Genomic DNA, 26,264 nt, shown 5'->3' on the forward strand with positions numbered 1-26,264 from the left:
GAATTGGGCGAGCTCCCACGGGTTCGATCAGAGGAGGAATAATGAAATTCCCAGTGGTAGTACACAAAGATGCTGATTCGGATTACAGCGTGACAGTCCCAGATGTTCCGGGGTGTTTCTCGGCGGGCGGGTCTTTTTCCGAAGCGCTGGACAATGTCCGTGAGGCATTGGCTCTGCACCTTGAAGGCCTGGTTGCCGATCAGGAACAGCTTCCTCAGGCGCTGGAGGTTGATGCCCATTTGGGTAATCCGGATTTTGCCGGGGGGGTCTGGGCGATAGTCGACTTTGATCTCACGCCTTATCTGGGGAAATCGGTGCGGTTCAATGCCTCTCTACCGGAACACCTCTTGCAGCGGATTGACGAGCGTGTGCAAAAGGATCATCGCTACGCATCGCGGTCAGGTTTTTTGGCGACGGCAGCGCTGCGTGAGCTCTCTGCGTAAGTAAACATATGCAAGCACTATGTGTCGGCTTATGGCGTGCTCAAGTCGGGCCAACCCTGTGACCCGAACCTTGCGCTTACCCGGTGAGGGTTAAGACGGTCTCTACGGGATTTGTGTGGCGTGGCGGTATCGATAGACCTTAGCTACGGATATGCGCCAACTCGTGGGAGTTCAATAGTGGTCAGGGCTCCCCCTGACCACCCCCTTCAGCCCGCCAGCCAACCTACGATTGGCACAATCATCAACGTACTCAAGGCCATTGAAACTACATTGCCAATGTAGGGATGAAAATGAGCAGGCAGTTTCGCCGCAATTGCACAGGCCAACGGCGGTGCGATCAGTGCACCCAGCAATGCACTTGAAGTCATCACCATCCAACTGCCACCGTGGGTCAACACCGCTGCCGGTACCACCGATACCAACGGTACATAGGTAGGATACCAACCCCGTTTTATCCATTGATGACGCCAGATCACTACGCCAAAAGCCGACGTCAGCGCCTGCGCTCCCACCATGTGCAAGAGTAGGCCGGAGCCATAAGCCGGGCTCATGGGGTTGAGGGCATAGGCGAGCAACACGCCTGCCAACAGCCCGAGACTGGCCAGCTCATTGCCGAAAAACGGCGCTTCGGAAAAGTCCGCCAGCACTCGGCGCAGGCTCCAGAACACGCCATAACGGGGCGGGATAACAGGTATCGGCCGGGCTGGAGCGATAGCGTCCGAACGCACCAGCGAGGGCACCCGACGACACAGTGCAAATGCGATGACACTTCCGATAGCCATGCCCAGCACGTTACCGATCACGGCGGGTAAACCCAGCGGAACACACACCAGATTGACGATCAACAAGCACAGTGGAGTCACCAGCAAAGCCCCCAGCACTGCACCATTGAGGGCGACCTTCCAACCGCTGCCAAACATGAGCACTATCGCTGCTGGTAATGAAACAAACGCCGCAAACGTAGGCTGCCAGGTTTCGGCGGTAACGCTCCAACCCCACAGCAGGTTGCTCAGCAACAGCCCGATCAACGAACTGGTCACCACCCAAGGCCACAATCCGGTGCCATAGCAAATGGAAAAGCCCTGCCAGGCTTTGCCGCGCTTGCTCGCCCACCAAGCCAGATAGGCACCACTCAATAGGCCCAGTGACGCGAGTTCATGCTTGTAGAAGGCAACTTCGCTGATGTCTCCCACTACCCACCGCAACCAGGCGGCGGGGTGGGGTAGGGCCGTCACCATCTCACTGTATCCTGGCCACGAACCACGATGACTGGATACAACCCAGACCGCGAGCAAGGTTGCGACCAGTCCCAGTGCAACCACTGTGATATCCACCCGTGAGCAGATTGGTGTTTTCTTGGTAAATAACCTTTCCATAATTTGCCCTCCTCTCAGCGAGGCAGGGCAGGGTGTTGGGAATACCCGAGCATCTGATCATAAAGATCATTGCGACGGTCCCGCTGCAGATCATTGAGGCTGTTCCAGATCGGCGCACTGCGGGCGCTGGTGATGTCAATGTCGGCGAACAGGATCTCCTGGCGATTGGCCGAAGCCACGGCGCCGATTGGCCAGCCATTTGTCCCTGCAATTAGGGAGCATCCGAGATAGCGGGCGTCTCGCTCTTCACCAATGCGGCTTGCGGCCGCGATAAATACGTTGTTCACATGTGCAGCTGTCATCGTCAGGTAAGACGCCATGCACTTTCCTGCCTCATCGAACAACGGTGGGGGTGTCCACACCCAATTGTTCACGCTGCAAATGATATCGGCGCCTTGCTGGCTCAAAATGCGCGGCACCTCCGGGAACCAGATGTCCCAGCAGATCAGCATGCCGATACGACCGATCGGCGTTTCAAACACTGGAAAGCCAGTATCCCCCGGGGTAAACCAGAGCTTTTCCAGGTTCCATAAATGGGCTTTGCGGTATTTGCCTATGAACCCGTTGGGGCCCAGCAACACGGCTGTGTTGAACAGCTGCATACCGTCGATTTCGCTAAGGCCAGCCACCAGATACACCTGGTGCTTGCAGGCAAAATCAATCCATTCCCGCACACTCGGTCCGCTCGGCACCGCCTCTGCATGATCAAACGCATCCTGGCGGCTGCTGAAGAAATATCCGCAGTTGGAAAGCTCCGGCAGCACGATCAGATTGGCGCCACCCTTTGCTGCTTCAGTCGCCAGTACCAGGCTTTGATGCAGGTTGTCGCTTCGGTTGGCTATACCGACCTGTGGATTGAACTGAATGACGGCGACGCGGGCAGGGCTGGTTGGTTCGCTCATGGGGTGACCTCTTATTGTTATGCAACCAGAGTTGGTTGGATGTTTATAAGAGGCGATAGAGTGTTTAAATAAAAGTCAGATGATTCCTATTGTGCTGTAGCTGATTTCTCCAAAGCTAATTTAATCTTCCAATTTGTACTCTGGATAGTCCCGCAGGCTAAAGCCACCATTGAAGTTCGCGTGGGTTTTGTGGCAGATGTTAATCGCTGTGTCGATAGCCCCTCTGAAGCAAGGCTCCGTCCAGCCGGCGTCTACAGAGAACGACTCACCACAAAGATATAGTCCAGATTTGTGAGAGAAGTCCCTGTTGTACTTCATCAAACCGACAGATTCGTAGTACGTGCCTGGGCGATAAAGCTTTGCGCAGCCAAGGGAATGTTTGTCATTCATCCAGCGTTGAACGATTGCTTGCTCGCGCCCTATGTAAGGAGAAATACGCTTATTGATGTTCGTTGACTTTAAAAGGATTCTGTCTAACTCTGTTATGCATTTATCGACAAGCTCTTTGTCGCTGAATATGGAGAGCTTTGTTGCGTCGTCTTCCCATGTATAACTTAATAGTATGCAGTCGTAGGTGTGGTTGTTGTTGTAGCTATAGGTGTAAACGTCATGTATGAAGCTGTCGGTTACGATGGCTTGAGGTATTATTTTGTTCTGTGATAGGAAGGACTTCTTGAGCGGTGCATATACTTTGCAACTGGTTTCCCAATGGGCTGTTTTGTAGGCCGCAATCGTTTCATGTGGAAGTATTTCTTGACTAAAGTCCTCAAGTAGGACTTGTGTTTCTATCAACCAGGAGGGGAGCGTCATTACAACGGAGTCAGCGTCAATAAAATTCTTTTCTGTCATTTCTGGAGGTGCGGCGTTCCAATCGTAGAAAACTCTTATTTTTCCATTTTCAAGTTTTCTCAGTTTTGTGACTGAGCTGTTGGTCAGTAAACCTGAGGCGCGTTTGATTAAATGTTCGTATAACGACTCCTGGGTCTCGTCTGGCTTTATGAAAAGTAGGGACTCGGCAAGAGCACCAAGCCCGATGTAGTTTGGTTTATTGAAGCGTAGTCCTCTCGAATCAATAGGGTCTGTAGCATTCAAATAAGGTGATGCCAAGGGGACGCCCTCGGAATCTAAGCGTCCGTGGATTAATTGCAAATGGCTACTGAAACCAAATATCGCCGTGCGTATCGGGTAAATCGAGCAGATATCATAAAATGCTCCCCAGCTACCATCACCAATCCCGATGGAGTAGAAAATAGCGGACTCCTGTGAGGTCATTCCCATTCCACCGAAATTGCCAGGGTCATTTTGGTGCCATCGATCTATAGCAGGCATCTTCACCAAGTCTCGAAATGAAGTTCCTTCGTATTGTTTTACTATAGAAGCCCACATAGCCTCCCAGCTTTCCGAGCCGTAGTGCTCGGAGACGTGCAGTGTCATGCGTTCGGAGAATACTTTCCACTTCGCGAAGACGGAGGCTAATGTTTTACCGGGTGGCGCTGTTTTTTCATCGGCATTTTTCCAGATAAGCATGGTTGGTTCATTACCACTGTCTATGCTTCCTTCTCGTAGGTATATTCCAGTTGAATGAACAGCGGGGCTGCCGGGGTTGGGGAAGTCTGAGTAGGTCAGTGAAAATGTGCTCGCGTAATAAGCCATCAATGAGTGGCCATCTTTTGGTTGCTCGCCTGATAGGTTGAAGAAAGGCATTCTCATTGCACCCATTTCAAAAGGGGGGCGGCCGATAGTGCTGGTATTATTGCTCCCAAGAGCTGTCAGGTGCCTTCCACCAATGCGTTTTGATTTTTCAATTAATGTAATATTTGTGAAGCCGCATCTATGCAATTCACGTGCAGTGGTTAACCCTGTAATGCCGGCACCAATAATGCAGATTTTATGTTCAGTGTCAGTCGCTTGGGCGATACCACCGTCTTGTTCTACCAAAGCACGATAGTCAAAGCACAGATCTGGAGGATTAGGGAATCTAGCTCTCCATTTGTTACTCGTAGAGCGTTTTTCTCGGCGATGCTGCTGGCCGATGTCTGCGGGGTAGTTGAAGTTGGAGCCGATGGTCATTTTTATGTTTCCTGCTTGGGGTAGTTGTCCCTTAATAGATTCAACGTAGCCATTGAGTGCGAAAATAAGCAGGGTGTGAATTCGGGCTAGGGCATGTCGTGTTTTTTTGTAGGTGGAGGGGAAGTCACGGGCTCGGCTGTCGCGAAACTTGCCAATCCCACACAGTTCTGAGAAAACCCACCCTTTAGTAAGCCTTCCACGAGCGTCCCATGAACAACAACGAACTCCAAATCACCGACACCCGCCCAGGCACCGGCAAAGCCGTGGTCAAGGGCGCACTGATCACCACCCAATACACCGGCACCCTGGAAGACGGCACGGTCTTCGACTCATCATGGGCGCGCGGCAAGCCGTTCCAGTGTGTGATCGGCACCGGGCGGGTGATCAAGGGCTGGGACCAGGGTTTGATGGGCATGCAGGTCGGTGGGGTGCGCACGTTGTTTGTGCCGGCGCACCTGGCGTATGGCGAACGGTCGATGGGCGCGCATATCAAGCCCAACAGCAATCTGTGCTTTGAGATTGAGTTGCTGGAAGTGCTGACGCGGGATGATTAATTTCGCAAAAACCTGGCCCACCACCTCGTACGTAGCAGCTGCCGAGCGCAAGCGAGGCTGCGTTCGCGGTGTGTCAGACGAACCGCTGACGCAGCCTCGCTTGCGCTCGGCAGCTGCTACGGGATTTGGCGAACCTGCCACCTCACATTCGAGCTTCGGCGGCTTCAAGAATGGGGTTCCTGAACCCTCCCTGAAGAATCTTCTTATTCACCATGCGGAAACTTTCCTACGGTTTACTCTCCTTACACCGGGGCGTAAGCTTCGCGCGTTTTCATCAATAGCGGAGACCCTCAGTGGGTACTTGTTCGAGTGACAGTTGTCGGCCGGTCTCGGTAACCGGCACAGACTTGGCAAGATAACGCGCATTTTTTTCGATGCCGTTGTCTCGCCACCTAGCGAGAAGCGGCATCCCGGCAGCGGCCAGTCCTGGCGCCTGTCCGATCCCTCTCATCGACGCTGACCAGCACCCGGTTTAACTCGGGATGCTACGGACGCGCCTGCCTTTTACGGCGGGCGGGCCGAGCTGACTGTGCCTTTGAAACGGGCGCGGTGAGACAGGCAGTACCTGCACGACGGTTTTTTCCTCGCGCAGGAGTAACACACCATGAACTTCACTCTGTTGAAAGAGTTCTTCGCCGGCTTCTTGCGGACCCGGCATATCGCCCGGCATTTCCGCCGTCTGGCGATGCTCGAAACCGTCACCGACGCCAGCGTCAGCCGCGAAGTGCCGCCCACCCTGGCGCAGACCCTGGTGGCCGCGGCCAACAGCAGTGGCGTGCAATTGCTGGGTACGCTGGGCAGTCATGTCGAAGGCTTGAACACCCAGGAAGCCGATGCGCTGCGCGTGCAATACGGCCTCAATGAAGTCGAGCACGAGCAGCCGCTGCCGTGGTGGGTGCACTTATGGCACTGCTACAAAAACCCGTTCAACCTGCTGTTGACGTTGCTGGCGGTGATCTCCTGGCTGACCGAAGACATGAAGGCCGCCACGGTGATTTTCTCCATGGTGGTGCTCTCGACCTTGTTGCGTTTTTGGCAGGAGGCCAAGTCCAACAAGGCTGCCGATGCCTTGAAAGCCATGGTGAGCAACACCGCCACTGTGCTGCGTCGGGATGATGCCAAACGCATCGAGTTGCCGATCAAACAGTTGGTGCCCGGCGACCTGATCGTGTTGTCGGCCGGGGACATGATACCCGCCGACTGCCGCGTGCTCGGCGCCAAGGATCTGTTCGTCAGCCAGGCGGCGATGACCGGTGAATCGATGCCGGTGGAGAAGTTTGCGCTGCAGCAGGACGCCAACACCCGCAACCCGTTGGACCTGGAAAACATCCTGTTCATGGGCACCAACGTGGTGTCCGGTGCGGCGACGGCGGTGATTCTGGCCACCGGCAACAGCACCTATTTCGGTGCGCTGGCCCAACGCGTAACCGCCACCGACCGCGCGACCACGTCGTTCCAGCATGGCGTCAACAAGGTCAGCTGGTTGTTGATCCGCTTTATGTTCGTGATGGCGCCGCTGGTGCTGTTCATCAACGGGTTCACCAAGGGCGACTGGACCGAAGCACTGCTGTTCGCGCTGTCGATTGCCGTGGGCCTGACCCCGGAAATGCTGCCGATGATTGTCACGTCCACGCTGGCCAAGGGCGCGGTGTTCCTGTCGCGTAAAAAGGTCATCGTCAAGCGCCTGGATGCGATCCAGAACTTTGGCGCGATGGATGTGCTGTGCACCGACAAGACCGGCACCCTGACCCAGGACAAGATTTTCCTGGCGCGCCATGTGGATGTGTGGGGCGAGGAGTCCGACGATGTGCTGGAGATGGCTTACCTCAACAGCTACTACCAGACCGGCCTGAAAAACCTGCTGGACGTGGCGGTGTTGGAGCATGTGGAGGTGCATCGCGAGCTGAAGGTCGGCACAGCGTTCCAAAAGGTGGATGAAATTCCGTTCGACTTCAACCGCCGCCGCATGTCGGTGGTGGTGGCCGAGCAGGGCCAACCGCATCTGCTGATCTGCAAAGGCGCGGTGGAGGAGATCCTCTCGGTGTGCAACAGCGTGCGCCATGGCGATGTTAATGAAGCGCTGACCGAAGACCTGCTGGCGCGCATTCGCCAGGTCACTGCCGCGTTCAACGAAGAAGGCCTGCGGGTAGTGGCCGTGGCCGCGCAACCGATGGCGCCGGGGCGTGACACTTACAGCCTGGCGGATGAAAACAACCTCACGCTGATCGGCTACGTCGCGTTCCTCGACCCGCCCAAGGAAAGTACCGCGCCGGCCCTCAAGGCACTGAAAGCCCATGGTGTGGCGGTCAAAGTGCTGACCGGCGACAACGAACTGGTCACCGCCAAAATCTGCCGCGAAGTGGGCCTGGAGCAACAGGGCCTGTTGATGGGCAACGACATCGAGGACATGACCGACGCCGAGCTGGCCAAGGCCGTGGAAACCACCAATGTGTTCGCCCGCCTGACGCCAAGCCACAAGGAACGCATCGTGCGCCTGCTCAAGGCCAACGGACATGTGGTGGGCTTTATGGGCGACGGCATCAACGACGCGCCGGCGCTGCGTACGGCAGACATTGGTATCTCGGTGGACAGCGCGGTGGACATCGCCAAGGAAGCCGCCGACATCATCCTCTTGGAGAAGAGCCTGATGATCCTGGAAGAGGGCGTGCTGGAAGGCCGGCGCACCTTCGCCAACATGCTCAAGTACATCAAGATGACGGCCAGCTCCAACTTCGGCAACGTGTTCTCGGTGTTGGTGGCCAGTGCGTTTATCCCGTTCCTGCCGATGCTGCCGATGCACTTGCTGGTGCAAAACCTGCTGTATGACATTTCGCAGATCGCGATTCCGTTCGATCACGTCGACGAGGAAATGCTTGCCAAACCACAACGTTGGCAGCCAGGAGATGTGGGCCGTTTCATGCTGTTTTTCGGGCCGATCAGTTCGATCTTTGACATCACCACGTTCGCACTCATGTGGTATGTCTTCGACGCCAACACCCCTGACCACCAGACGCTGTTCCAGTCCGGCTGGTTCGTGGTGGGGCTGCTGACCCAGACGCTGATCGTGCACATGATCCGCACCCCGAAAATCCCGTTCCTGCAAAGCCGCGCGGCGATGCCGTTGATGGTGATGACCGGCGTGATCATGGCCGTGGGGATTTTCCTGCCGATGGGGCCGCTGGCGCATTACTTCAAATTGCAGGCGCTGCCGTCGCTGTACTTTGTGTTCCTGCCGCTGATTTTGCTGGCGTATATGGCACTGACCCAGGCGGTGAAGGGCTACTACATCCGTAAGTTTGGCTGGCAATGAACAGGGACGATGACCCATGCAAGCAATCAACAACATCAACCTCAACTCCCTGATCGACACCCTGGTCAGCCTGACCGCCGCGTTTATCCTCGGTGGCCTGATCGGCTTCGAGCGCCAGTACCGCCAACGCACGGCGGGCCTGCGCACCAACGTACTGGTGGCGGTGGGAGCGGCGATTTTCGTCGACATGGCCAACCGCCTCGGCGGTGCGGAAGGCGCCGTCCGGGTGGTGGCGTATGTGGTGTCGGGCATCGGCTTTCTGGGGGCCGGCGTGATCATGCGTGAAGAAGGCAACGTCCGCGGTCTCAACACCGCCGCCACGCTCTGGGCGTCGGCGGCGGTGGGGGCATGCGCCGGTGCCGACCTGGTCCTCGAAGCGTTGCTGGGCACGCTGTTTGTGCTGGCGGCCAATACCCTGCTGCGGCCAATCGTCAATAACATCAATCGCCAGCCGCTGGATGTGGTGTCGGCGGAGGTCACCAACGTCCTGTATGTGATTGCCCGGCGCACCCAGCAAACCGCGGTATTGGCGTTGCTGGAAGCCGAACTGGCGCGTTGTAACTATCCGGCCAGCGATGTCGATGTGCGACCGTTCGGCACCGAGGAAGTTGAAATCGAAGCCACACTGGCGGCGACCTCGGTAGACGGTGACGAGTTGGACGCCCTGGTGGCGCGAATTTCCAACTCGACCCTGATAGTGCAGGCCTTCTGGAGTCCCAGCACCACCGAATAGATCCTGGAGGCCTGGCCTTGCCGCTCCGAGGAAAAGTCCTACATTTAGTCGAGATTATCCCTTCATTGGAAAAAACACCCGGTTGCTAAGGTTGCGCGCTTGCGCCTGTCCAGGAATCAAGGCGTGGCTTCACATGTTTACTGTGTTTTTCAAAAGGAGGGGCCTGTGCTGCCTGAGGTGTCGTACGGAGTAATCAGTACCGCTTGTCGGAACTGTTACTTTTCACAGGTAGTGGGGTCTCGCGTGATATGTAAGCGTACTGATCTTCCCAGGGGAGTCTTATGAGCAACAAAGCTTTAATCGTGGATGATCACCCTTTTATACGCGCCACCGTCAGGTACCTGTTGAGGAAGGAAGGTTTCGATACCATCTACGAAGCGGGTAACGGCGCCGACGCCATGCAGATTGCTCGCGAAGAACGTCCGGACCTGGTCATTCTCGACCTGGCGATGCCCAAGCTCGGTGGGTTGGAGGTGATCAGCCGGATCAAGGCGCTGGAGCTGCCCTGCCGGATCCTGGTGCTGACCTCGTATCTGGCGGTGTTCTTTTCCACTCGCTGCATGCGCGCGGGAGCGATGGGGTTTGTCGCCAAGACAGGTGAACTCGATGAGCTGCAAAAGGCGATCAGGGCGATCAGGTCCGGCTACAGTTGCTTCCCCAGCCTACCCACCAGTTCGGTGCGTCGCGACGATCTGCAGTCCACCGAGCAGGAGTTGGTGGAGGCGCTGTCTGACCGCGAATTGACCGTGCTGCAAAAGCTGGCCCTGGGCCTGGGCAACAAGGATATTGCCGAGGATATGCTGTTAAGCCACAAGACCATCAGTACCTACAAGACGCGGCTCAAGGAGAAGTTGCGCATGTCGTCGGTGGTGCATCTGTCCAAGTTTGCCCAGCGCAATCATCTGATCTGAAATGATCACCTCCCGGCTGTTGAAACGCGCGGCCATCTTGCTGATGGGGCTGTTGCCCTGGGCGGCGATGGCCTTGGAGGAACCTCACGTTTTGAGACTGCTGGGCCACTCCACCCTTGCAAACCCTTCGGTGGTGCTGGACGAAGCCGACTGGCGTTGGCTGCGCGAGCGGCGCACGCTGTCGATGGGTGTGTCTGCCCCCGATTACGCGCCCTTTGACCTGAGCAGCAACAACGACGAGCTTGAAGGCATTACGGCCGATTATGCGGCGCTGGTCGCCCGGGCGCTGAATATCACGATTGACGTGAGGCGTTATGGCAGCCGCGATGAGGTGATCAATGCCCTCAAGGCCGGCGCAGTGGATTTCGTGGGGTCGGCCAATGGGTTTGAGGCAGCCGACCCGGAGTTGGTACTGTCCCGTTCCTACGCCAATGACCAGCCCGTGCTGGTAACACGCGCGGGTGAGAGCCAGGCGCTGAAGGCCGACCTTGCGGGCAAGCGTCTGGCGATGCTCTACCACTACATGCAGCCCGATGCTGTCCAGGCCTTTTACCCCGATGCGCAGTTGCTCTTGTTTGCCTCGACCTTCGAAGCCATTGGTGCCGTTGCGTTCGGCCAGGCGGATGTGTACCTGGGCGACACCATCAGCACCCGCTATCTGATCAACAAGAACCACCTGAATAACGTGCGTATGGCGAATTTTTCCGCCTTGGAGGTCAACCCTTTCGGGTTCGCATTCACTCAGGGCAATACGCGCCTGTTGGGCATCATCAACGCTGCGCTGGCCGCCATTCCGGCTAACCAGCAGCTGGAAATCCTGCGCCGCTGGAGTGCCGGCGGCAGCGGATTCCTCGAGGCGGATCAACTGCGCTTGAGTCAAAGTGAGCAGCGCTGGCTGGAGAAGCACCCACGGGTGAAGGTGGCGGTGCTCGACAAATTCGTGCCGTTGTCGTTTTTCAACGAACAGGAGCAATTCGAAGGCTTGAGTGCCGAGGTACTGTCGCGCATCAGCTTGCGCACAGGCTTGAAGTTTGATGTAGAGCGGGGCAGTTCGCTGCCTCTGCAAATTGAGCAGGCCAGTGCCGGTCGTGTGGACATGCTGGCGGTCGTCACCCCGAGTGTCGAGCGGTCCGAAAAGATCCGTTTTACCCGGCCTTACCTATCCAACCCCTATGTCTTGGTGGTACGCGCCAGCGACGAGCATCTGGTGACCCTGGAAGATATGCCCGGTAAACGCCTGGCGATTATTCGCGGCAGCAGCCTGGCCGCGCAAATCAGCCACGACTATCCAAACATCGGGTTTGTCGACGTGGAGAACCCCGAGCAGGCCATGGAATTGGTGGCCAACGGCATTGTCGATGCGACTGCGGTTTCGCTGATCAGCGCGCGCTACATGATCGCGCGCAATTACCGTAAGCGCCTGCACATCACCAGCACCGTCGGGAGTGAGCCCGCACGCATTACCTTTGGGGTCAACCGCAGCGAACTGGAGTTGTACTCGATCCTCGACAAGGCGCTGTTGAGCATAACCCCTGAAGAAATGGACGAGCTGACCAACCATTGGCGCAGCGAGATCATCATTGAAGACAGCTACTGGAAACGTCATCGCAATATGATCATCCAGGGCTTTGGCCTGGCTGCGCTGCTGCTGCTGGTCACCCTGGGCTGGGTGTTCTACCTGCGTAACCTGATTCGCAAACGCGCCCAGGCCGAGCGGGCCTTGAGCGACCAGATGCGTTTCATGAGCGTGCTGATCGATGGCACGCCACACCCGATCTATGTGCGCGATCGCCTGGGTCGCCTGATGGCCTGCAATAACGCCTATCTCGATGTGTTCGGCTTCAAGTTGGAAGACGTGATCGGCAAGACTGTGGTGGAAACCGACACGGGTAACCCGCCCCAGGCCAAGTCGTTTCATGCCGATTATTTGCGTTTGATGGAGATGGGTGATCCGCAGATCCATGACCGCGTGCTCAAGGTGCCCGGTGGCGATGCGTTGACCATCTACCAGTGGATGCTCCCGTACCGCGATAGCAATGGCAGCGTCGTCGGCATGATTGCCGGCTGGGTGGATGTCAGCGAGCGCCAGCGTTTGTTGGGCCAGTTGCAGGAAGCCAAGGAGGAGGCCGACGCCGCTAACCGTGCCAAGACCACGTTTCTGGCGACCATGAGCCATGAGATCCGCACCCCCATGAACGCGGTGATCGGCATGATCGAACTGGCCCTGGAAAACGCCGAACAGGGCGTGGCCGATCGCGATGCGCTGGAAGTCGCATCAGTGGCGTCCCGGGGCATGCTGGAGTTGATCGGCGATATTCTCGACATTGCGCGGATCGAATCCGGCCACCTGTCCCTGAGCCTGGAGCCGGCCAATCTGCACGAACTGCTGGCCTCGGTGGCACGTGTGTTCGAGGGGCTGGCGCGGGACAAGGGCTTGGTGTTGCAGGTGGAGCTCGACCCATTGATCGACCGGCCGGTGTTAGTCGACCCGTTGCGCTTCAAGCAGGTGGTGTCGAATGTGTTGGGTAACGCGATCAAGTTCACCGCCGCCGGCCAGGTGCTCCTGGGTGCCCAGGCTGCGCCGGCCTTGGTCAACGACCAACTGAACCTGCGGTTGTGGGTGGAGGACACGGGGATTGGCATCAGCGCCGAAGATCAGCAGCGCTTGTTCAACCCCTTTATCCAAGGCAGCAATAACGAGCAGCCAGCGCGAAGCGGATCGGGCCTGGGGTTGGTGATCAGCCGTAACCTGTGCGAGATGATGGGTGGGCAATTGCGTTTGAGCAGTGTGCTGGGCAAGGGCACGCGGGTGGATGTGACGTTGGCGCTGGCACTGACCACAGCCGTGCCGCTCAGTGTCCCGGTGCCGCACATTCCGCCAGTACGCGGGTTGAACATTCTGGTGGTGGATGACTACCCGGCCAACCGTTTGTTGCTGGCGCGACAACTGAGTTTTCTGGGACATCGCATCACCTCGGCCGAGGATGGCGCCCAAGGATTTGCATTGTGGCAGGCTGGAGATTTTGATGGCGTGATCACCGATTGCAACATGCCTTTCAAGGACGGTTACACGTTGGCGCGTGATATTCGCGCACAGGAGCGCCAGTTGGGGCTGACGCCGTGCCTGTTACTCGGGTTCACCGCCAATGCCTTGCCGCAAGAAGCCGAACGCTGCCGCCAAGCAGGCATGGACGGTTGCCTGTTCAAGCCTACCGGGCTTGAGGACTTGCGCCTGGCTTTGGCATCACGGACCGCCGGCGTGCTAGTGGATGAAGTGGAAGTGGGGTTTGATTTAAGTTCACTGATCACGCTGACGCAGGGAGATAACGATGCCCTCAACGGGCTGTTGACGCCGTTACTCAGTAGCCTCGAAGAAGACCGTGGGCTGTTGCCGTGCCTGAAATCGCAGGCTGATTTCGCCAAGCTTCACGACCTGGCTCATCGCGTCAAAGGGGGCGCGCGCATGGTCAAGGCTCAGGTGTTGATCACTTGCTGCGAGACATTGGAAAGCGTGTGTGAACAGCATGACGGCGTTGCATTGGGCGCTGCGGTAGAGGCGATAGACGTGGCCATCGAACAGTTGCATCACAGCATTAGGCGTTACGGCAATCAGGCTTGACGGCCGGAGATGGCCATTCGGTTGATTTGGGAGAACTCCTACATGAAGGGGGAACATGCCTGATTTTGTCTTCGGGATATGTCTGGAAAATGGGCCTCGCTCACTGACGAGCGCTGCCTGCCCAGGGGTTTGCCATGCCGAACAAAGCACTGACCATCCTGATTGCTGATGAACAACACCTGCAACGGTTGTACATCGAAAAAATGCTCAATCAGTTGGGGTACCACCGGATCGTGCCGGTACAAACCTTCGAGGAAGTCCAGATACTCACCGCCATCCCCGCGGAACCCTTCGACGTGCTGATCATCAATGCGGGGCTGACGGCCCACGTCTGTGGGCCCCAGCCCCAGGTGAACCATATTCTGGTCTACGATCACCTGGATCTGGGTGCACCCCCCGGCGTAACCCCGGCGGTGCTGGTGCGGCTGCCCGGTGTGCCGGACAACGTCAATCTCGAACACTTCATGGACATTATCGACCCACCCGCGGCCACTGCCGGCCTGCGGGTATTGCCGTGGCTGCGCGAGTTATCCCGCGCACCGGTGGGCGGGGCTTAGTCCCACTTCGGCGCAATGCCCTTGGGGCTGGTCAAGCGCTGGCCCCGTTCCAGCCCGGCAATTTGTGCCATGTCAGCAGCGCTCAAGGTCAGTTGCAGGGCCTTGAGGTTGCTTTGCAGGTTGGCACGCTTGGTTGAGGATGGGATGACCGCATAACCCAATTGCATGGCCCAGGCCAAGGTCACTTGCGCCGGGGTAGCCTGATGGCGCTCGGCGATCTGCTGGATCACCGGGTCCTTGAGCGCTTCACCGTAGGCCAGGGTCATGTACGAGGTGATCTGGATGCCGTTGGCGGTTGCAAAATCCACAACCTGCTGGTTTTGCAGATAAGGGTGCAATTCGATCTGGTTGGTGGCGATGTGCTCGGCACCCACGGCTGCGATGGCCTGCTTCATCAGGGCGATGGTGAAGTTGGAAATACCGATCTGGCGCGTCAGGCCCAGGCGTTTGGCTTCCAGCAACTGCCCCATGAATTCGGCGACGGGCACTTGGTCTTCAGGTGATGGCCAGTGGATCAGGGTCAGGTCCAGGTAATCGGTCTTGAGCTTGCGCAGGCTTTCCTTGAGGCTTGGGATCAGCTGGCCTTCAGCAAAGTTGGCGATCCAGATCTTGCTGGTGATAAACAGTTCATCCCGCGGGATGCCGCTGTCGGCGATGGCCCGGCCGACGTCCGCTTCATTCTCGTAGATCTGCGCGGTGTCGATGACACGGTAGCCCAGTTCCAGGCCGGTGCTGACGGAATCGATCACCACCTGGCCTTGCAGGCGAAAGGTGCCGAGGCCGAAGGCGGGGACTTTTGGCGTGAGGGTAGACATCAGTAACTCCAATAGGGCTGTAGGCAATGGAGTTGAGTATCCCCTCGTCGTTCCTTCGGAAACACCGTCGAACCCGAAAAGGACTCTTGCCTGCACGTCACGAATGGCCAGTGTGCTTGACGCTGTCATGAGGCGCTGTACCTGCGGTAGCAGCGCCTTGATCAATCAGTCTTAAGCGCGCAGGCGCTCGGCCGCCGCACGCAACAACTGCTCGGTGGCGGTCCAGCCCAGGCAGCCGTCGGTCACTGACACCCCGTATTTCATCGACGGGCTCAACGGCTGAGAGCCTTCGAACAGATGGCTTTCGAGCATCATGCCGATCAGCGAGGTGTCACCCTGCAAGCGTTGCTCCAGCACGTCGTTGAACACGGCCGGTTGGCGCAGCGGGTCCTTGCCGCTGTTGGCATGGCTGCAGTCGACCATGATCCGGGGGGTGACCTTGGACTTGGCCAGGTCGTGTTTTACCCGCGCCACGCTCTGCGCATCGTAGTTCGGCCCGCGGTGACCGCCACGCAGTACCAGATGGGTGTCGGGGTTGCCAGGGGTCTGGATGATTGCCGGGTGGCCTTGGCTGTCGACGCCGAAGTGGCGGTGCGGGTGGGACGCCGAGCGCATGGCGTCACAGGCAATCGCGACGCCGCCATCGGTGCCGTTCTTGAAGCCCACGGGCATGCCCAGGCCGCTGGCCATCTCACGGTGGATCTGCGACTCCGTGGTGCGCGCGCCAATCGCCACCCAACTGAGCAGGTCATCGAAGTAGCCGGCGGCCATGGGTTGCAGCAGCTCAGTGGCAACCGGGAGGCCCAGGCGCAGCATTTCGCGCATCAACTCGCGGGACAGAGTCAGGCCGGCGGCCATGTCATCGCTGCCATCCAGGCGTGGATCATAGGCCAGGCCTTTCCAGCCGACAGTCGTGCGTGGTTTTTCGACGTAGGCGCGGATGACCAGCAGCATCTGGTCGCTGACTTCGAGGGCCAGCTTCTTCAGGTTGCGGGCGTATTCCATGGCCGATTCCGGGTCATGGATCGAGCACGGCCCCACAATGACCAGCAAGCGTGAATCTTCGCCATTGAGGATGGCGCGCACGGCTTGGCGATGGGCGTGGATCTGTTCGTTGAGGAACGGGCTGAGGGGCAACTGGTGCTTGAGCTCAAGTGAGCTGGGCAGGCGCTGGGTCAGGGCTTCATTGGCGCTGGTCAGGGCACTGTTCAAGGCAGAGAGGGGCAGAGCGGCGACGGAGGAGTTCATATTCAAGGCTTCCTGGGCAAGCGGCGGGCTATTCCCGCGCGCTTGGCCTACTGGGGTGTTCGACAATTCGCCGTATCGGCTACGTGTGTTGGTTTGCCACCAATAGGTGACCGATCGGAGGCGGCAGGCTGTCCCGAGCGGAGCTTGCTAAATCGCCATGCAGTGCACGTGTCGTAGCGGTAATAGGTGGCATAGTTCATGTCGTGATTCCTTTAAGTGTTCTTGATCAAGCTGAAAAGTTTGTGGAGACCTGAAAAAACAAAACCCCCGGTCGGGGAGCCGACCGGGGGTTAGATTTCTCTGGTAGGCGACCCCTTGAGTAGTGGGCGCCGATTTCAGGTATCAGGCGCGCCAGTGGCTAAACCAATACCCAAAATAAAAGCTGACCAGTGCGCTCGAACCGTTCACACGGGTAGCCGATACCGAGCGCTGGGCGCTGGCAGCAGGGCAAGCCTGGGTGTGGGTGAGTTGCAACATGGTGTGTCTCCAAATTTATGAGGGGAGCTTACTCGAGGCACGCAGGGAGATTCAATCAGTAATTTCTATTGCGGTGGAGTACTTACGGCTATGGGGTGAGTGCCGATATGCTGTTTGCACTTTGATACTGATTGCTTGGACGCGACCATGACTGCCTTCACCCTTGCTGCTGCTCAATCCATTTCCATCGCGGGCGATGTCCCAGCCAATATTGAACGGCACCGCGCATTTATGCGCACCGCGGCGGAACAGGGTGTGCAATTACTGGTATTCCCCGAGTTGTCGTTGACGGGGTATGAGCCGTCGCTGGCCGCTGAATTGGCGATTGTGCCAGAGGACAAGGTGCTGGCACCCCTGCGTGAGATGGCGCGGGAACTGCGACTGACGGCGGTGGTGGGGATGCCGATCCGAGTGACGCCAGAGGCGGGTGTGTTGATCGGTGCGCTGGTGCTGGGAGCGGACGGCTCCCTGGCGGTCTACACCAAGCAGCATCTGCATGCTGGCGAAGAGGCTGTGTTTGTCGCAGGGCAGGGCGGTGCAGCCCTTGAGTGGGGGGATGAGCGGATTGCGCTGGCGGTGTGCGCAGACTTTTCCCATGCCAGTCATCCCCGTGCTGCGGCGCGAGCGGGCGCTACGGTTTATGCCGCAGGAGTATTGATCAGTGAGGGCGGCTACGCCACGGACAGTGCGCTGCTCCAAGACTATGCCGCTGAACATGGCCTGCTGGTGTTGATGGCCAATCATGGTGGTCCTTCAGGTGGCTGGGCCTGCGCCGGTCGCAGTGCGATCTGGGCCGCCGATGGCAGTTTGCTTGCTGCTGTCCCTGGCGTGGGCGATGCGCTGCTGATTGCCCGTCGCGCTGGCCGGGGTTGGGCTAGCCGAGTGATGGCTCTCTAAATGGCATTTCACCTGCGCGCTGCAACGGACCAGGACCTTCCGTTTGCACGGAAGCTGACCCACGAGGCAATGGCCCGCTACTACGTTGAGTATGGGTTGTGGTGGTCCAACGAAGGCTTCGATACCGCCTGGGCCGGTCGGGAAAACTGGCTGATCTGCCGGGACGACAGTGTCTTCGGGTTTATCAGTCTGAGTCGCGACAGCCGTGCCCTCTATATTCGCGAGTTGCATATGCTGGAGGCGTGTCGCGGGTTAGGCGCGGGTTGCTGGGTGTTGGAGCAGATGGCGCTCAAGGCGCAGGCACTGGGACTGTTGCGCTTGACCGTATTCAAGACTAATCCGGCCAGAAGGCTCTATCAGCGCATGGGGCTCAGCATCGTTGGTGAAGACGACTGCTTCTGGCGTATGGAGCGTGTTTGTCGCTCAAGCTAAAACGTGCACCGGCTTCTTATAAGCGCATACTGGCTTCAGGAACTCATCTCCTGATCGTTGTTCAGGCTTCCCGCCTCGGCAAGGATAACCCCTTCTTTCATGCCCAAAAGGACCGCTACCTTATGGGCCTCCCCACGCCGTCCCTTTTTGCGCCCAGCGAGCACTTGATAGGTGGTTGCCGGATCAACGCCATGTTCCCGGGCGAACGCTTGAACTGACTTTCCTTGATGTTCCAGCCAGGCCTTGGCTTGTGCAGCGGTACGGATTCCGGGCATAGTTCAAAACCGTTCAAGTTTGTTTAATAAAGAGATGAGCGTGTCACCTCTTGGGGTGTGCCAAATAGGATCATACATCCAAATGAGTGGAATCGGTTCGCGTTTAAGGCAAGAAAGGGAGCGACTTGGCTTGTCGCAAAAAGTGTTTGGTGAAATAGGGGGCGTTGAAGCCAACGCACAAGGTAAATATGAAAGTGGAGGGCGTGCGCCTAAAGCGGATTACTTGTCTCGTGTCGCCCAAAGAGGTGTAGATGTGCTGTATGTCTTGACCGGCGCAGCCACGCCAATTCAACTGGAAAATCTGAGCCAGATCGAGGAGAAGGTCCTCGGGGACTACCGCGCAATGTTCGAGGAAGACCAGGCTGCAATCCGTCGCCTGACCTCCACCCTGGCCGAGCACTCGGTTGCGATTAACGGAAAAGCCAAGCCACAGCCCCAGGATTCCTGACGCTTTGCCCAGCAAATTTAGCCATCCGCTGCACGGCGAGTGGCTGTCGCTTAATCAAACTCTACATATATGACGCTTGCAGCTAGGTCTGCGCCTTGGTTTTTTGCTAAGGTGTTCAGCAACCTATAAGACTATTTCGCGAGGTGTCTGCTTGATTAGGGTGCTAGTAGTCGATGACCATGATCTCGTTCGTACAGGCATTACACGAATGCTGGCTGACATCGATGGCCTGCAAGTAGTCGGTCAGGCCGAGTCAGGTGAGGAGTCCCTGATCAAGGCCCGGGAGTTGAAACCCGATGTGGTGTTGATGGACGTCAAGATGCCTGGGATCGGCGGTCTTGGTGCGACGACCAAATTGCTGCGCAGCCATCCGGACATCAAGGTCGTGGTGGTGACGGTGTGCGAGGAAGACCCGTTTCCGACACGGCTGCTGCAGGCTGGCGCTGCCGGTTACCTCACCAAAGGTGCAGGCTTGGCGGAAATGGTCCAGGCCATTCGCCTGGTGTTTGCCGGCCAGCGCTATATCAGCCCGCAGATCGCCCAGCAATTGGCTATCAAGTCCTTCCAGCCCACCAGTGACTCGCCGTTTGATGCGCTGTCGGAGCGGGAAATCCAGATTGCCCTGATGATCGTCGGTTGCCAGAAGGTACAGGCGATCTCCGACAAGTTGTGCCTGTCACCCAAGACCGTCAACACCTACCGCTATCGTATTTTCGAGAAGCTCGCCATCAGCAGTGATGTTGAATTGACCCTGCTCGCGGTGCGCCACGGCATGGTGGACGCCAGCGCCTGACATGACCACACCGTTTGATCCGAGTGCCTTTCTCTCAACCTGCAGTGGCCGCCCAGGCGTGTACCGCATGTTCGACAGTGAGGCGCGCCTGCTTTACGTCGGCAAGGCCAAGAACCTGAAGAGTCGTCTGGCGAGCTATTTTCGCAAGACCGGTCTCGCGCCGAAAACCGCCGCCCTGGTGGCGCGTATCGCCCAGGTCGAAACCACCATCACCGCCAACGAAACCGAAGCGCTGCTGCTTGAGCAGACGCTGATCAAGGAATGGCGGCCGCCCTACAACATTCTGCTGCGTGACGATAAATCCTATCCCTATGTGTTTTTATCCGACGGCAGCTTCCCGCGCCTGAGCATTCACCGTGGGGCGAAGAAGGCGAAGGGCAAGTATTTCGGGCCTTATCCCAGCGCTGGGGCCATTCGTGAAAGCCTGAGCCTGCTGCAAAAGACCTTTTTTGTGCGCCAGTGCGAAGACAGCTTCTATAAGAACCGCACGCGGCCTTGTCTGCAGTATCAGATCAAACGTTGCAAGGCACCGTGTGTGGGCTTGGTCGAGCCGGCGGAGTACGCCGAGGATGTGCGTCATTCGGTGATGTTCCTTGAAGGACGCAGCAATGCGCTCACCGATGAACTCTCCACAGCCATGGAGCAGGCGGCCAGCACCCTGGATTTTGAGCGGGCTGCCGAGCTACGCGACCAGATCTCGCTGTTGCGCCGTGTCCAGGATCAGCAAAGCATGGAAGGCGGCACCGGCGACGTCGACGTGATCGCGGCCTTCGTCAATCCGGGCGGTGCCTGTGTGCACCTGATCAGCGTGCGCGGTGGGCGGGTGCTGGGCAGCAAGAACTTCTTTCCGCAGACCGGTATTGACGAGGAAGTCGCCGAAGTCATGGCCGCTTTCCTGGGCCAATACTACGTGAGCAGCCCCGAGCGCGACCTGCCGTCGGAGTTGATCGTCAATGTGGTGCACGAAGACTTCCCCACGTTGATCGAAGCGATCCACGAATTGCGCGGCCGCGAGCTGGACATCAGCCACCGCGTACGTGGCACCCGCGCGCGCTGGCAGCAACTGGCGGTGACCAACGCCGAGCAAGCCCTGAGCGCGCGCCTGGCTAACCGACAGCACGTCGCCGCACGCTTTGACGCCCTGGCCGAAGTCCTTAACCTGGAAGAGCCGCCTCAGCGCCTGGAGTGCTACGACATCAGCCACTCCAGTGGCGAGGCCACCGTGGCGTCCTGCGTGGTGTTCGGGCCGGAAGGGCCAATCAAGTCCGATTACCGGCGCTACAACATCGAAGGCGTCACTGCTGGTGATGACTATGCCGCCATGCACCAAGCCCTCACACGCCGCTTCAGCAAATTGAAGGACGGGGAGGGCAAGTTGCCGGACATCCTCCTGGTCGACGGCGGCAAGGGCCAGTTATCCATGGCCCGGGACGTGCTCAACGAGCTGGCGGTGCCTGACCTGATCCTGCTCGGCGTGGCCAAGGGCGCGACGCGCAAGGCGGGTTTCGAGACGTTGTACTTGAATGATGCCGCCCATGAGTTCACTTTGAAGGGCGACTCACCCGCGTTGCATTTGATTCAACAGATTCGCGACGAAGCCCACCGTTTCGCCATCACCGGCCACCGCGCCCGCCGTGGTAAAACCCGGCGAACCTCAACCCTGGAAGGGGTGGCAGGGGTAGGCCCGACGCGGCGTCGCGACTTGCTTAAACATTTTGGTGGCTTGCAGGAGCTGTCCCGTGCCAGCATTGACGAGATAGCCAAAGCACCGGGTATCAGTAAAAAGCTCGCTGAGCTGATTTATGCGAATCTGCATAGCGAATAGAATGCCTTTCCACCTCGTAGCCAGTTGTGCCGATGAATATCCCTAATCTGATCACCGTTCTACGCGTCCTGCTCATCCCGATTTTCATTTTGTTGTTCTATTTGCCGTACGAATGGAGTTATTTGGCTTCCAGTTCAGTGTTTGCCTTTGCGGCCGCCACCGACTGGCTCGACGGCTACCTGGCGCGCCGCCTCGAACAGAGCACACCGTTCGGCGCATTCCTCGACCCCGTGGCCGACAAGCTCATGGTGGCCGTCGCTTTGGTCCTGCTGGTGCAGGAACACGGCAACTTGTGGCTGACCCTGCCGGCAGCGGTCATCATCGGCCGCGAGATCGTCGTCTCGGCCCTGCGCGAATGGATGGCCGAAATCGGCGCCCGTGCCCACGTGGCCGTGTCCAATATGGGCAAATGGAAAACCGCCGCGCAAATGCTCGCGCTGGTCATCCTGCTGGCCAACCCATCGGACTTCTCGTTCTGGGTCCTCACTGGCTACGCCTTGCTGCTGATCGCAGCGGGCCTGACCCTGTGGTCGATGCTCCAATATCTGCGCGCTGCCTGGCCGCATCTGCGCACCACCGTTGAAAAGAAATAAAACTTTTTTGAATCAAGGGGTTGACGGGTGCTGAGGATTCTATAGAATGCGCATCACCAAGCGGGAATAGCTCAGTTGGTAGAGCACGACCTTGCCAAGGTCGGGGTCGCGAGTTCGAGTCTCGTTTCCCGCTCCAAATATTGCGCTACAGAGTTCCACTGAATTCTGTAATTGATTGAAATCAGGGCCTTTAGGCCCTTTTTTCGTTCCAGCGGGAACCACTGAAATCCAGCTCCATCCAGTGCGTTTAAGTCCGATTTAAGTCCCGAATGAGGATCTTGGATCTGGATGAGCACTGAATCGGTTTTTTGCTGGAGCAGCTTGGATAGCGAGACGAGCATCTGGCCCTGACTCTGTTCAGGAGCTCGCGATGGCACTCTCGGATACCACCGTTCGGCAAGCCCGAATCACCGGCAATGACTACACGATGGGCGACACGGATGGGCTTGCGCTCAACGTGACGGCGCGCGGCGGAAAAATCTGGCGTTTCAGGTACTACTGGGCGGGGGTGCAAAAGCGCATGTCTCTGGGTAGTTATCCGCAAATCAGCCTCAAAGAAGCCCGTGCCCGACGTGACGAGGCGCGCGCCTTGGTCGCCCAAGGGATCATCCCTATGAGCACCGTAAACAGCAGCGTCGTGCTGTTCTTTTTGCGGCAGAGCACACCTTCGAGGCCGTGTTCAATCAGTGGGTGGAGTTCCGCAGGCTGAGCCTGAAGGAAGGACGCCAGAGCACGCTCTCGCAGATCTTGAGAATCTTCAATAAAGACGTCCTGTCCACCCTGGGCGGGCGGTCCATCTACGATATCAATCGTCACGATCTGCTGGATTTACTGAGCAGGATCGAATAGCGCAAGGCCTTAACGACGGCGGAAAAATGCCGGACCTGGTTTAACCAATTGTTCCGCTATGCGCTGGTGAAAATTGAGGGGCTGGAACACAACCCAGCTTCAGACCTCGATGTGGTCGCACTTACCAAACCTCCCGTGACGCACAATCCGTTTCTCCGCATGGACGAGCTGCCGAGGTTGATGGCCGCGCTTCGAAACTACGGCGGTGCCGACCAAACTCGGCTTGGCTTTCAACGACACCGTGTCGATCGGTTTTGGGCCTACGATCAACCGCATCAGCGGTGAGATAACCGGCATGGTGCCCAACCCACTCAGCCCAGGTCGCAATGATGGAAAACTCAAAAGCAACGGTGACGATACGGCACTTGGTTTCAACGCCGGTATCCTGGTGCAGGCGACGGATCGAACCCGTCTGGGATTGACTTACCATTCCAAGGTCAGTTGCCACTTGGATGCCAAGACCAAGGTCACCAACGGCATTTCCTACAGGCGACCGGACAGTTATCAGCTTCGGTGCAGGCTGGACACCCGTGGACAATGTCACCGTTGATGTCGCTTATTCCTATCTGTGGGAAGAGAGCGTGCGGGTCAACGATGCGTCGGCAACCCGGGGAGCCTACAGCTCCAAGTACAAAAACAGTGCGAGTGGTTTTGGTACTTCCGTCAGCTATTGCTTCTGATCGAGTGCCGCTTGACCGGCCGGGAGTGTAGGCTGACTCCCGGCTTCCAGAGCACTTCGCCGTCCTTTCAGGCGCCCATGATGCGTGCCATGAGACCTTGGTGAAACCGACGCGGTGTGGCCCAGGTCAGGACGGTCATCGCCTTGTTGCCAAAGCCCGGCACGACACTCAAACGTCCGGCTTGCAGCGCTCGAATGCCAGCGCGGACTACGGGTTGTGGTTGCATCATGACCATTTTCAAGGCTGGCGTAATCGTTTGCCGGGCGCTTTGAGCAAACCCGGTATCCGACATCCCCGGACAAAGTGCCGTCACGATGACGCCGTCGCTTTTGAGTTCACGATGCAATGCGTCAGAGAAGCGCAGCACGTAAGCTTTAGCGGCAGAGTAAACGGCAAAATTCTTCACGCCTTGAAAAGACAGCAGGCTGGCGACCATCAGGATGTGTCCACGCTTGCGGGCTCGCATGTCTGCCGCGAAGACGTGAGTCAGGGCCGTCAGACTGGCGATATCCAGATCGATCATGGCCAGGGAACGGTCCAGAGGCTGATCCAGAAAAGGCCCTTGCAACCCATGTCCCGCATTGTTGATGAGCACGTCGACCACTATTCGCCGCTCGCTCAGCCGCTTATGCAGTTCGATGACCGCGGGGATCGACGACAGGTCTACTTGCTCGACGATCACCTCAACGGCGAACTGTTCGCGCAACTGCGCTGATAACGCTTCGAGCTTATCCAGTCTGCGTGCTACCAGGACCAGCGATTTCCCCTGCGCGGCATATTGTCGGGCAAATTCCTCGCCAAATCCGCTTGAAGCGCCTGTGATGAGTACCCAGGAGTGTTCGTTTGGTTTCATATCGCTGATCTCGGGTTGTTGAGCCAATAGGGTAGGGGGATGAAGAACTGCCTGGGCTGATCAACTCAGCGACTCGCCACCGGTTTGGTTTCCGGCGGTTGCCAGCCACCCCCCAGGGCCCTGAATGCCGCAACCGCCGCCCGTGCCGATTCCGTTCGCGCCTGCGCCCGGGCATCGGAGGCCTGTAGCAGCGTTTCGTCGGCATTCAGGACATCGATCAGGCTGGCGGTGCCTTTCTGATAGGCAATGAACGACGATTGCCGAGCCTGGGTCAGCGAAGCTTCACCCAGGGTGAGGGTAGTGGTCTGGGTCTCTCGATTCACCAGTGCCGAGAATGCGTTCTCGACGTCCTCGGTGGCGCGCAGCACAGACTGGCGGTAAGCGGCCAGGGCCTCGGCTTCCTGCCCCTTTGCTTGATCGATTTGCGCGTTGATGCGGCCAAAGTCGAAGAGTCTCCAGCGCAGACCCAGTGCGCCCGCTGATTGGCTGGCGCCCCCGGTGAAAAGATTACCGGCGGATACGGCTGTGGCGCTGCCCAGCAATGCGCTGAGGGAGAATTTCGGGTAGTACTCAGCAACGGCCTCCCCGATGCGTGCATTGGAGGCCGCCAGGCGGCGCTCCGCCACGATGAGATCCGGCCGGCGGCGCAGCAGATCGGCCGGTGTTCCCGTAGCCTTGATCTGCGGCGCGAGAGGAATCCTCCCCGCACTTGCCAGTTGTGTGCGATGGGTGCCGGGCGGCTTGCCGAGCATAATATCCAGTGCGTTCATCGCGGCATCCAGGCCGGTCTGCAGAACGGGCACTGTGGCTTGGACCTGTGCCAAGGCTCCTTCGGTCTGGCGAACCTGATAGCTAGCGGCGAGGCCCTTGCTGTAGAGCAGTTGGACCTTCTCCAGCAGTTCCTGCTGCGTTTTGACCTGTTGGTTCGCAATGTCCAGCCGCGCCTGCAGTCCGCGAACAGTGATGTAGATGTCGGCGGTCTGCGCCGCAACAGCCAGGCGTGTGGCTGCGGCACCTGCTTCAGAAGCCTGGTACTCGGCCAGTGCCGCCTCGCGTCCACGGCGCAGACCGCCAAAGAGGTCGACCTCCCAGCTGGCATCGAGGTTGAGCTCGTAGGCACTTCCGTAGCGATCATAGCCAGGCGTTGAATTCAGCACCTGGCCGAGTGGGGTCTCGACTGACTGGTAGGAGCGCGCGGCTTGGCCGCTGATATTGCCCGAGGGCAGCAAAGCGGCATTGGCCGCACCCAGTCCCGCCCGAGCCTGCGCGACTCGCGCCGACGCCTGCGCCAGGTCCATATTCTGCTCAAGCGCCTTGGCGACGAATTCAGTTAGCGCTGGATCATCAAAGCCTTCCCACCAGTCCACGAGACTGGCTGGCACCGCCGCGGGTCGCTGTTCGACAAAGGGTTGACCCAGGAAGCGGTCCGAAAGCGGAGCGTCCGGACGGTGATAGTCCGGACCAACCGCGCAGCCGGCCATCAGGCTGGCGCTCACCAAAAGAGCTACGGGGCGGAAGGAAGGCATTGAGGTTCCTTGAATCGAAAAGGATTTGTGACTACATTACATGATGGTCACTCGTTGTCAATTGACGCTCATGAGCGA

Annotated in this window: 22 protein-coding genes, 1 tRNA gene and 2 pseudogenes; 16 read left to right on the plus strand and 9 right to left on the minus strand. The window is 58.2% G+C overall.

The window, feature by feature from the left end; all coding sequences use genetic code 11:
• Positions 1 to 41 precede the first annotated feature (41 nt).
• Positions 42 to 443, plus strand: a complete 402-nt coding sequence (locus tag AB1462_RS15425) for a type II toxin-antitoxin system HicB family antitoxin (protein WP_065947540.1) — start codon at positions 42 to 44, stop codon at positions 441 to 443.
• A gap of 206 nt (positions 444 to 649) precedes the next feature.
• On the opposite strand, the gene AB1462_RS15430 is transcribed toward AB1462_RS15425, so the two are convergent.
• The 3 genes from AB1462_RS15430 to AB1462_RS15440 all read right to left on the minus strand — a co-directional run bounded on the left by AB1462_RS15430 (position 650) and on the right by AB1462_RS15440 (position 4,791).
• On the minus strand, positions 650 to 1,819 hold the full coding sequence (locus tag AB1462_RS15430) for a hypothetical protein (RefSeq protein ID WP_259194301.1): 1,170 nt from the start codon (positions 1,817 to 1,819) through the stop codon (positions 650 to 652).
• A 14-nt stretch (positions 1,820 to 1,833) separates the two neighbouring features.
• Complete coding sequence (locus tag AB1462_RS15435) at positions 1,834 to 2,721, minus strand: nitrilase family protein (protein WP_090402204.1); 888 nt, start codon at positions 2,719 to 2,721, stop codon at positions 1,834 to 1,836.
• Positions 2,722 to 2,841: 120 nt separating this feature from the next.
• Positions 2,842 to 4,791 carry an NAD(P)/FAD-dependent oxidoreductase gene (locus tag AB1462_RS15440; RefSeq protein WP_259194299.1) on the minus strand — a complete coding sequence of 650 codons (1,950 nt, stop codon included), beginning with the start codon at positions 4,789 to 4,791 and terminating at the stop codon, positions 2,842 to 2,844.
• Positions 4,792 to 5,000: 209 nt separating this feature from the next.
• On the opposite strand from AB1462_RS15440, the gene AB1462_RS15445 reads away from it, so the two are divergent.
• The 6 genes from AB1462_RS15445 to AB1462_RS15470 all read left to right on the plus strand — a co-directional run bounded on the left by AB1462_RS15445 (position 5,001) and on the right by AB1462_RS15470 (position 14,475).
• Positions 5,001 to 5,345 carry an FKBP-type peptidyl-prolyl cis-trans isomerase gene (locus AB1462_RS15445; protein ID WP_090402208.1) on the plus strand — a complete coding sequence of 115 codons (345 nt, stop codon included), beginning with the start codon at positions 5,001 to 5,003 and terminating at the stop codon, positions 5,343 to 5,345.
• A 604-nt stretch (positions 5,346 to 5,949) separates the two neighbouring features.
• Positions 5,950 to 8,655 (plus strand): magnesium-translocating P-type ATPase, encoded by a 2,706-nt coding sequence (gene mgtA, locus AB1462_RS15450; RefSeq protein WP_367247167.1) that lies wholly within the window; start codon positions 5,950 to 5,952, stop codon positions 8,653 to 8,655.
• A gap of 16 nt (positions 8,656 to 8,671) precedes the next feature.
• On the plus strand, positions 8,672 to 9,388 hold the full coding sequence (locus AB1462_RS15455) for an MgtC/SapB family protein (RefSeq protein ID WP_090402212.1): 717 nt from the start codon (positions 8,672 to 8,674) through the stop codon (positions 9,386 to 9,388).
• 281 nt (positions 9,389 to 9,669) lie between these two features.
• Positions 9,670 to 10,299: a response regulator transcription factor gene (locus tag AB1462_RS15460; RefSeq protein ID WP_090402214.1), complete on the plus strand. Its 630-nt coding sequence runs from the start codon at positions 9,670 to 9,672 to the stop codon at positions 10,297 to 10,299.
• A 1-nt stretch (position 10,300) separates the two neighbouring features.
• Positions 10,301 to 13,918, plus strand: coding sequence for a transporter substrate-binding domain-containing protein (locus AB1462_RS15465; RefSeq protein ID WP_367247168.1), 3,618 nt, complete (start codon positions 10,301 to 10,303; stop codon positions 13,916 to 13,918).
• Positions 13,919 to 14,052: 134 nt separating this feature from the next.
• On the plus strand, positions 14,053 to 14,475 hold the full coding sequence (locus AB1462_RS15470) for a chemotaxis protein CheY (protein ID WP_259194296.1): 423 nt from the start codon (positions 14,053 to 14,055) through the stop codon (positions 14,473 to 14,475).
• Here the strand turns inward: AB1462_RS15470 and dkgB are convergent.
• The 3 genes from dkgB to AB1462_RS15485 form a co-directional block, all read right to left on the minus strand.
• Positions 14,472 to 15,290: a 2,5-didehydrogluconate reductase DkgB gene (dkgB, locus tag AB1462_RS15475; RefSeq protein ID WP_090402219.1), complete on the minus strand. Its 819-nt coding sequence runs from the start codon at positions 15,288 to 15,290 to the stop codon at positions 14,472 to 14,474. The genes AB1462_RS15470 and dkgB overlap by 4 nt on opposite strands.
• A 171-nt stretch (positions 15,291 to 15,461) precedes the next feature.
• A complete protein-coding gene (locus tag AB1462_RS15480) occupies positions 15,462 to 16,538 on the minus strand; it encodes a 3-deoxy-7-phosphoheptulonate synthase (protein WP_367247170.1) in 1,077 nt (358 codons plus the stop codon).
• A 342-nt stretch (positions 16,539 to 16,880) separates the two neighbouring features.
• A complete protein-coding gene (locus AB1462_RS15485) occupies positions 16,881 to 17,015 on the minus strand; it encodes a hypothetical protein (protein WP_315336567.1) in 135 nt (44 codons plus the stop codon).
• A 147-nt stretch (positions 17,016 to 17,162) separates the two neighbouring features.
• On the opposite strand from AB1462_RS15485, the gene AB1462_RS15490 reads away from it, so the two are divergent.
• Together AB1462_RS15490 and AB1462_RS15495 are read left to right on the plus strand one after the other, a co-directional pair.
• Positions 17,163 to 17,912, plus strand: coding sequence for a carbon-nitrogen hydrolase family protein (locus AB1462_RS15490; protein ID WP_367247171.1), 750 nt, complete (start codon positions 17,163 to 17,165; stop codon positions 17,910 to 17,912).
• Entirely contained in the window at positions 17,913 to 18,344 is a 432-nt protein-coding gene (locus AB1462_RS15495; protein WP_090402223.1) for a GNAT family N-acetyltransferase, read from the plus strand.
• Positions 18,345 to 18,379: 35 nt separating this feature from the next.
• On the opposite strand, the gene AB1462_RS15500 is transcribed toward AB1462_RS15495, so the two are convergent.
• Positions 18,380 to 18,619 (minus strand): DNA-binding protein, encoded by a 240-nt coding sequence (locus AB1462_RS15500; protein ID WP_259194293.1) that lies wholly within the window; start codon positions 18,617 to 18,619, stop codon positions 18,380 to 18,382.
• Between the two features lie 82 nt (positions 18,620 to 18,701).
• Between AB1462_RS15500 and AB1462_RS15505 the strand changes: the two genes are divergently transcribed.
• The 7 genes and pseudogenes from AB1462_RS15505 to AB1462_RS15535 all read left to right on the plus strand — a co-directional run.
• The gene (locus AB1462_RS15505) at positions 18,702 to 19,067 is read left to right on the plus strand and encodes a helix-turn-helix domain-containing protein (RefSeq protein ID WP_090402228.1); all 366 of its coding nucleotides are present in this window, start codon (positions 18,702 to 18,704) and stop codon (positions 19,065 to 19,067) included.
• Positions 19,068 to 19,218: 151 nt separating this feature from the next.
• The gene (gene uvrY, locus AB1462_RS15510) at positions 19,219 to 19,860 is read left to right on the plus strand and encodes a UvrY/SirA/GacA family response regulator transcription factor (protein WP_010566015.1); all 642 of its coding nucleotides are present in this window, start codon (positions 19,219 to 19,221) and stop codon (positions 19,858 to 19,860) included.
• A 1-nt stretch (position 19,861) separates the two neighbouring features.
• Positions 19,862 to 21,685, plus strand: coding sequence for an excinuclease ABC subunit UvrC (uvrC, locus tag AB1462_RS15515; RefSeq protein ID WP_090402231.1), 1,824 nt, complete (start codon positions 19,862 to 19,864; stop codon positions 21,683 to 21,685).
• Between the two features lie 32 nt (positions 21,686 to 21,717).
• A complete protein-coding gene (pgsA, locus tag AB1462_RS15520) occupies positions 21,718 to 22,278 on the plus strand; it encodes a CDP-diacylglycerol--glycerol-3-phosphate 3-phosphatidyltransferase (RefSeq protein WP_027603207.1) in 561 nt (186 codons plus the stop codon).
• Positions 22,279 to 22,338: 60 nt separating this feature from the next.
• A tRNA-Gly gene (locus AB1462_RS15525) sits at positions 22,339 to 22,414 on the plus strand.
• 234 nt (positions 22,415 to 22,648) lie between these two features.
• A pseudogene (locus tag AB1462_RS15530) lies at positions 22,649 to 23,361 on the plus strand (tyrosine-type recombinase/integrase); the annotation flags it as partial.
• Positions 23,354 to 23,807, plus strand: a pseudogene (locus AB1462_RS15535) (OmpP1/FadL family transporter); the annotation flags it as partial. The pseudogenes AB1462_RS15530 and AB1462_RS15535, both read left to right, overlap by 8 nt.
• A gap of 67 nt (positions 23,808 to 23,874) precedes the next feature.
• On the opposite strand, the gene AB1462_RS15540 reads toward AB1462_RS15535, so the two are convergent.
• Together AB1462_RS15540 and AB1462_RS15545 are read right to left on the minus strand one after the other, a co-directional pair.
• Positions 23,875 to 24,660 carry an SDR family oxidoreductase gene (locus AB1462_RS15540; protein WP_090402232.1) on the minus strand — a complete coding sequence of 262 codons (786 nt, stop codon included), beginning with the start codon at positions 24,658 to 24,660 and terminating at the stop codon, positions 23,875 to 23,877.
• A 65-nt stretch (positions 24,661 to 24,725) separates the two neighbouring features.
• Positions 24,726 to 26,186: an efflux transporter outer membrane subunit gene (locus AB1462_RS15545; RefSeq protein WP_367247172.1), complete on the minus strand. Its 1,461-nt coding sequence runs from the start codon at positions 26,184 to 26,186 to the stop codon at positions 24,726 to 24,728.
• Positions 26,187 to 26,264: the final 78 nt, after the last annotated feature.

Origin of the sequence: Pseudomonas sp. SB113, from assembly GCF_040754745.1 — a bacterium.
GTDB classification, from domain to species: domain Bacteria; phylum Pseudomonadota; class Gammaproteobacteria; order Pseudomonadales; family Pseudomonadaceae; genus Aquipseudomonas; species Aquipseudomonas grimontii.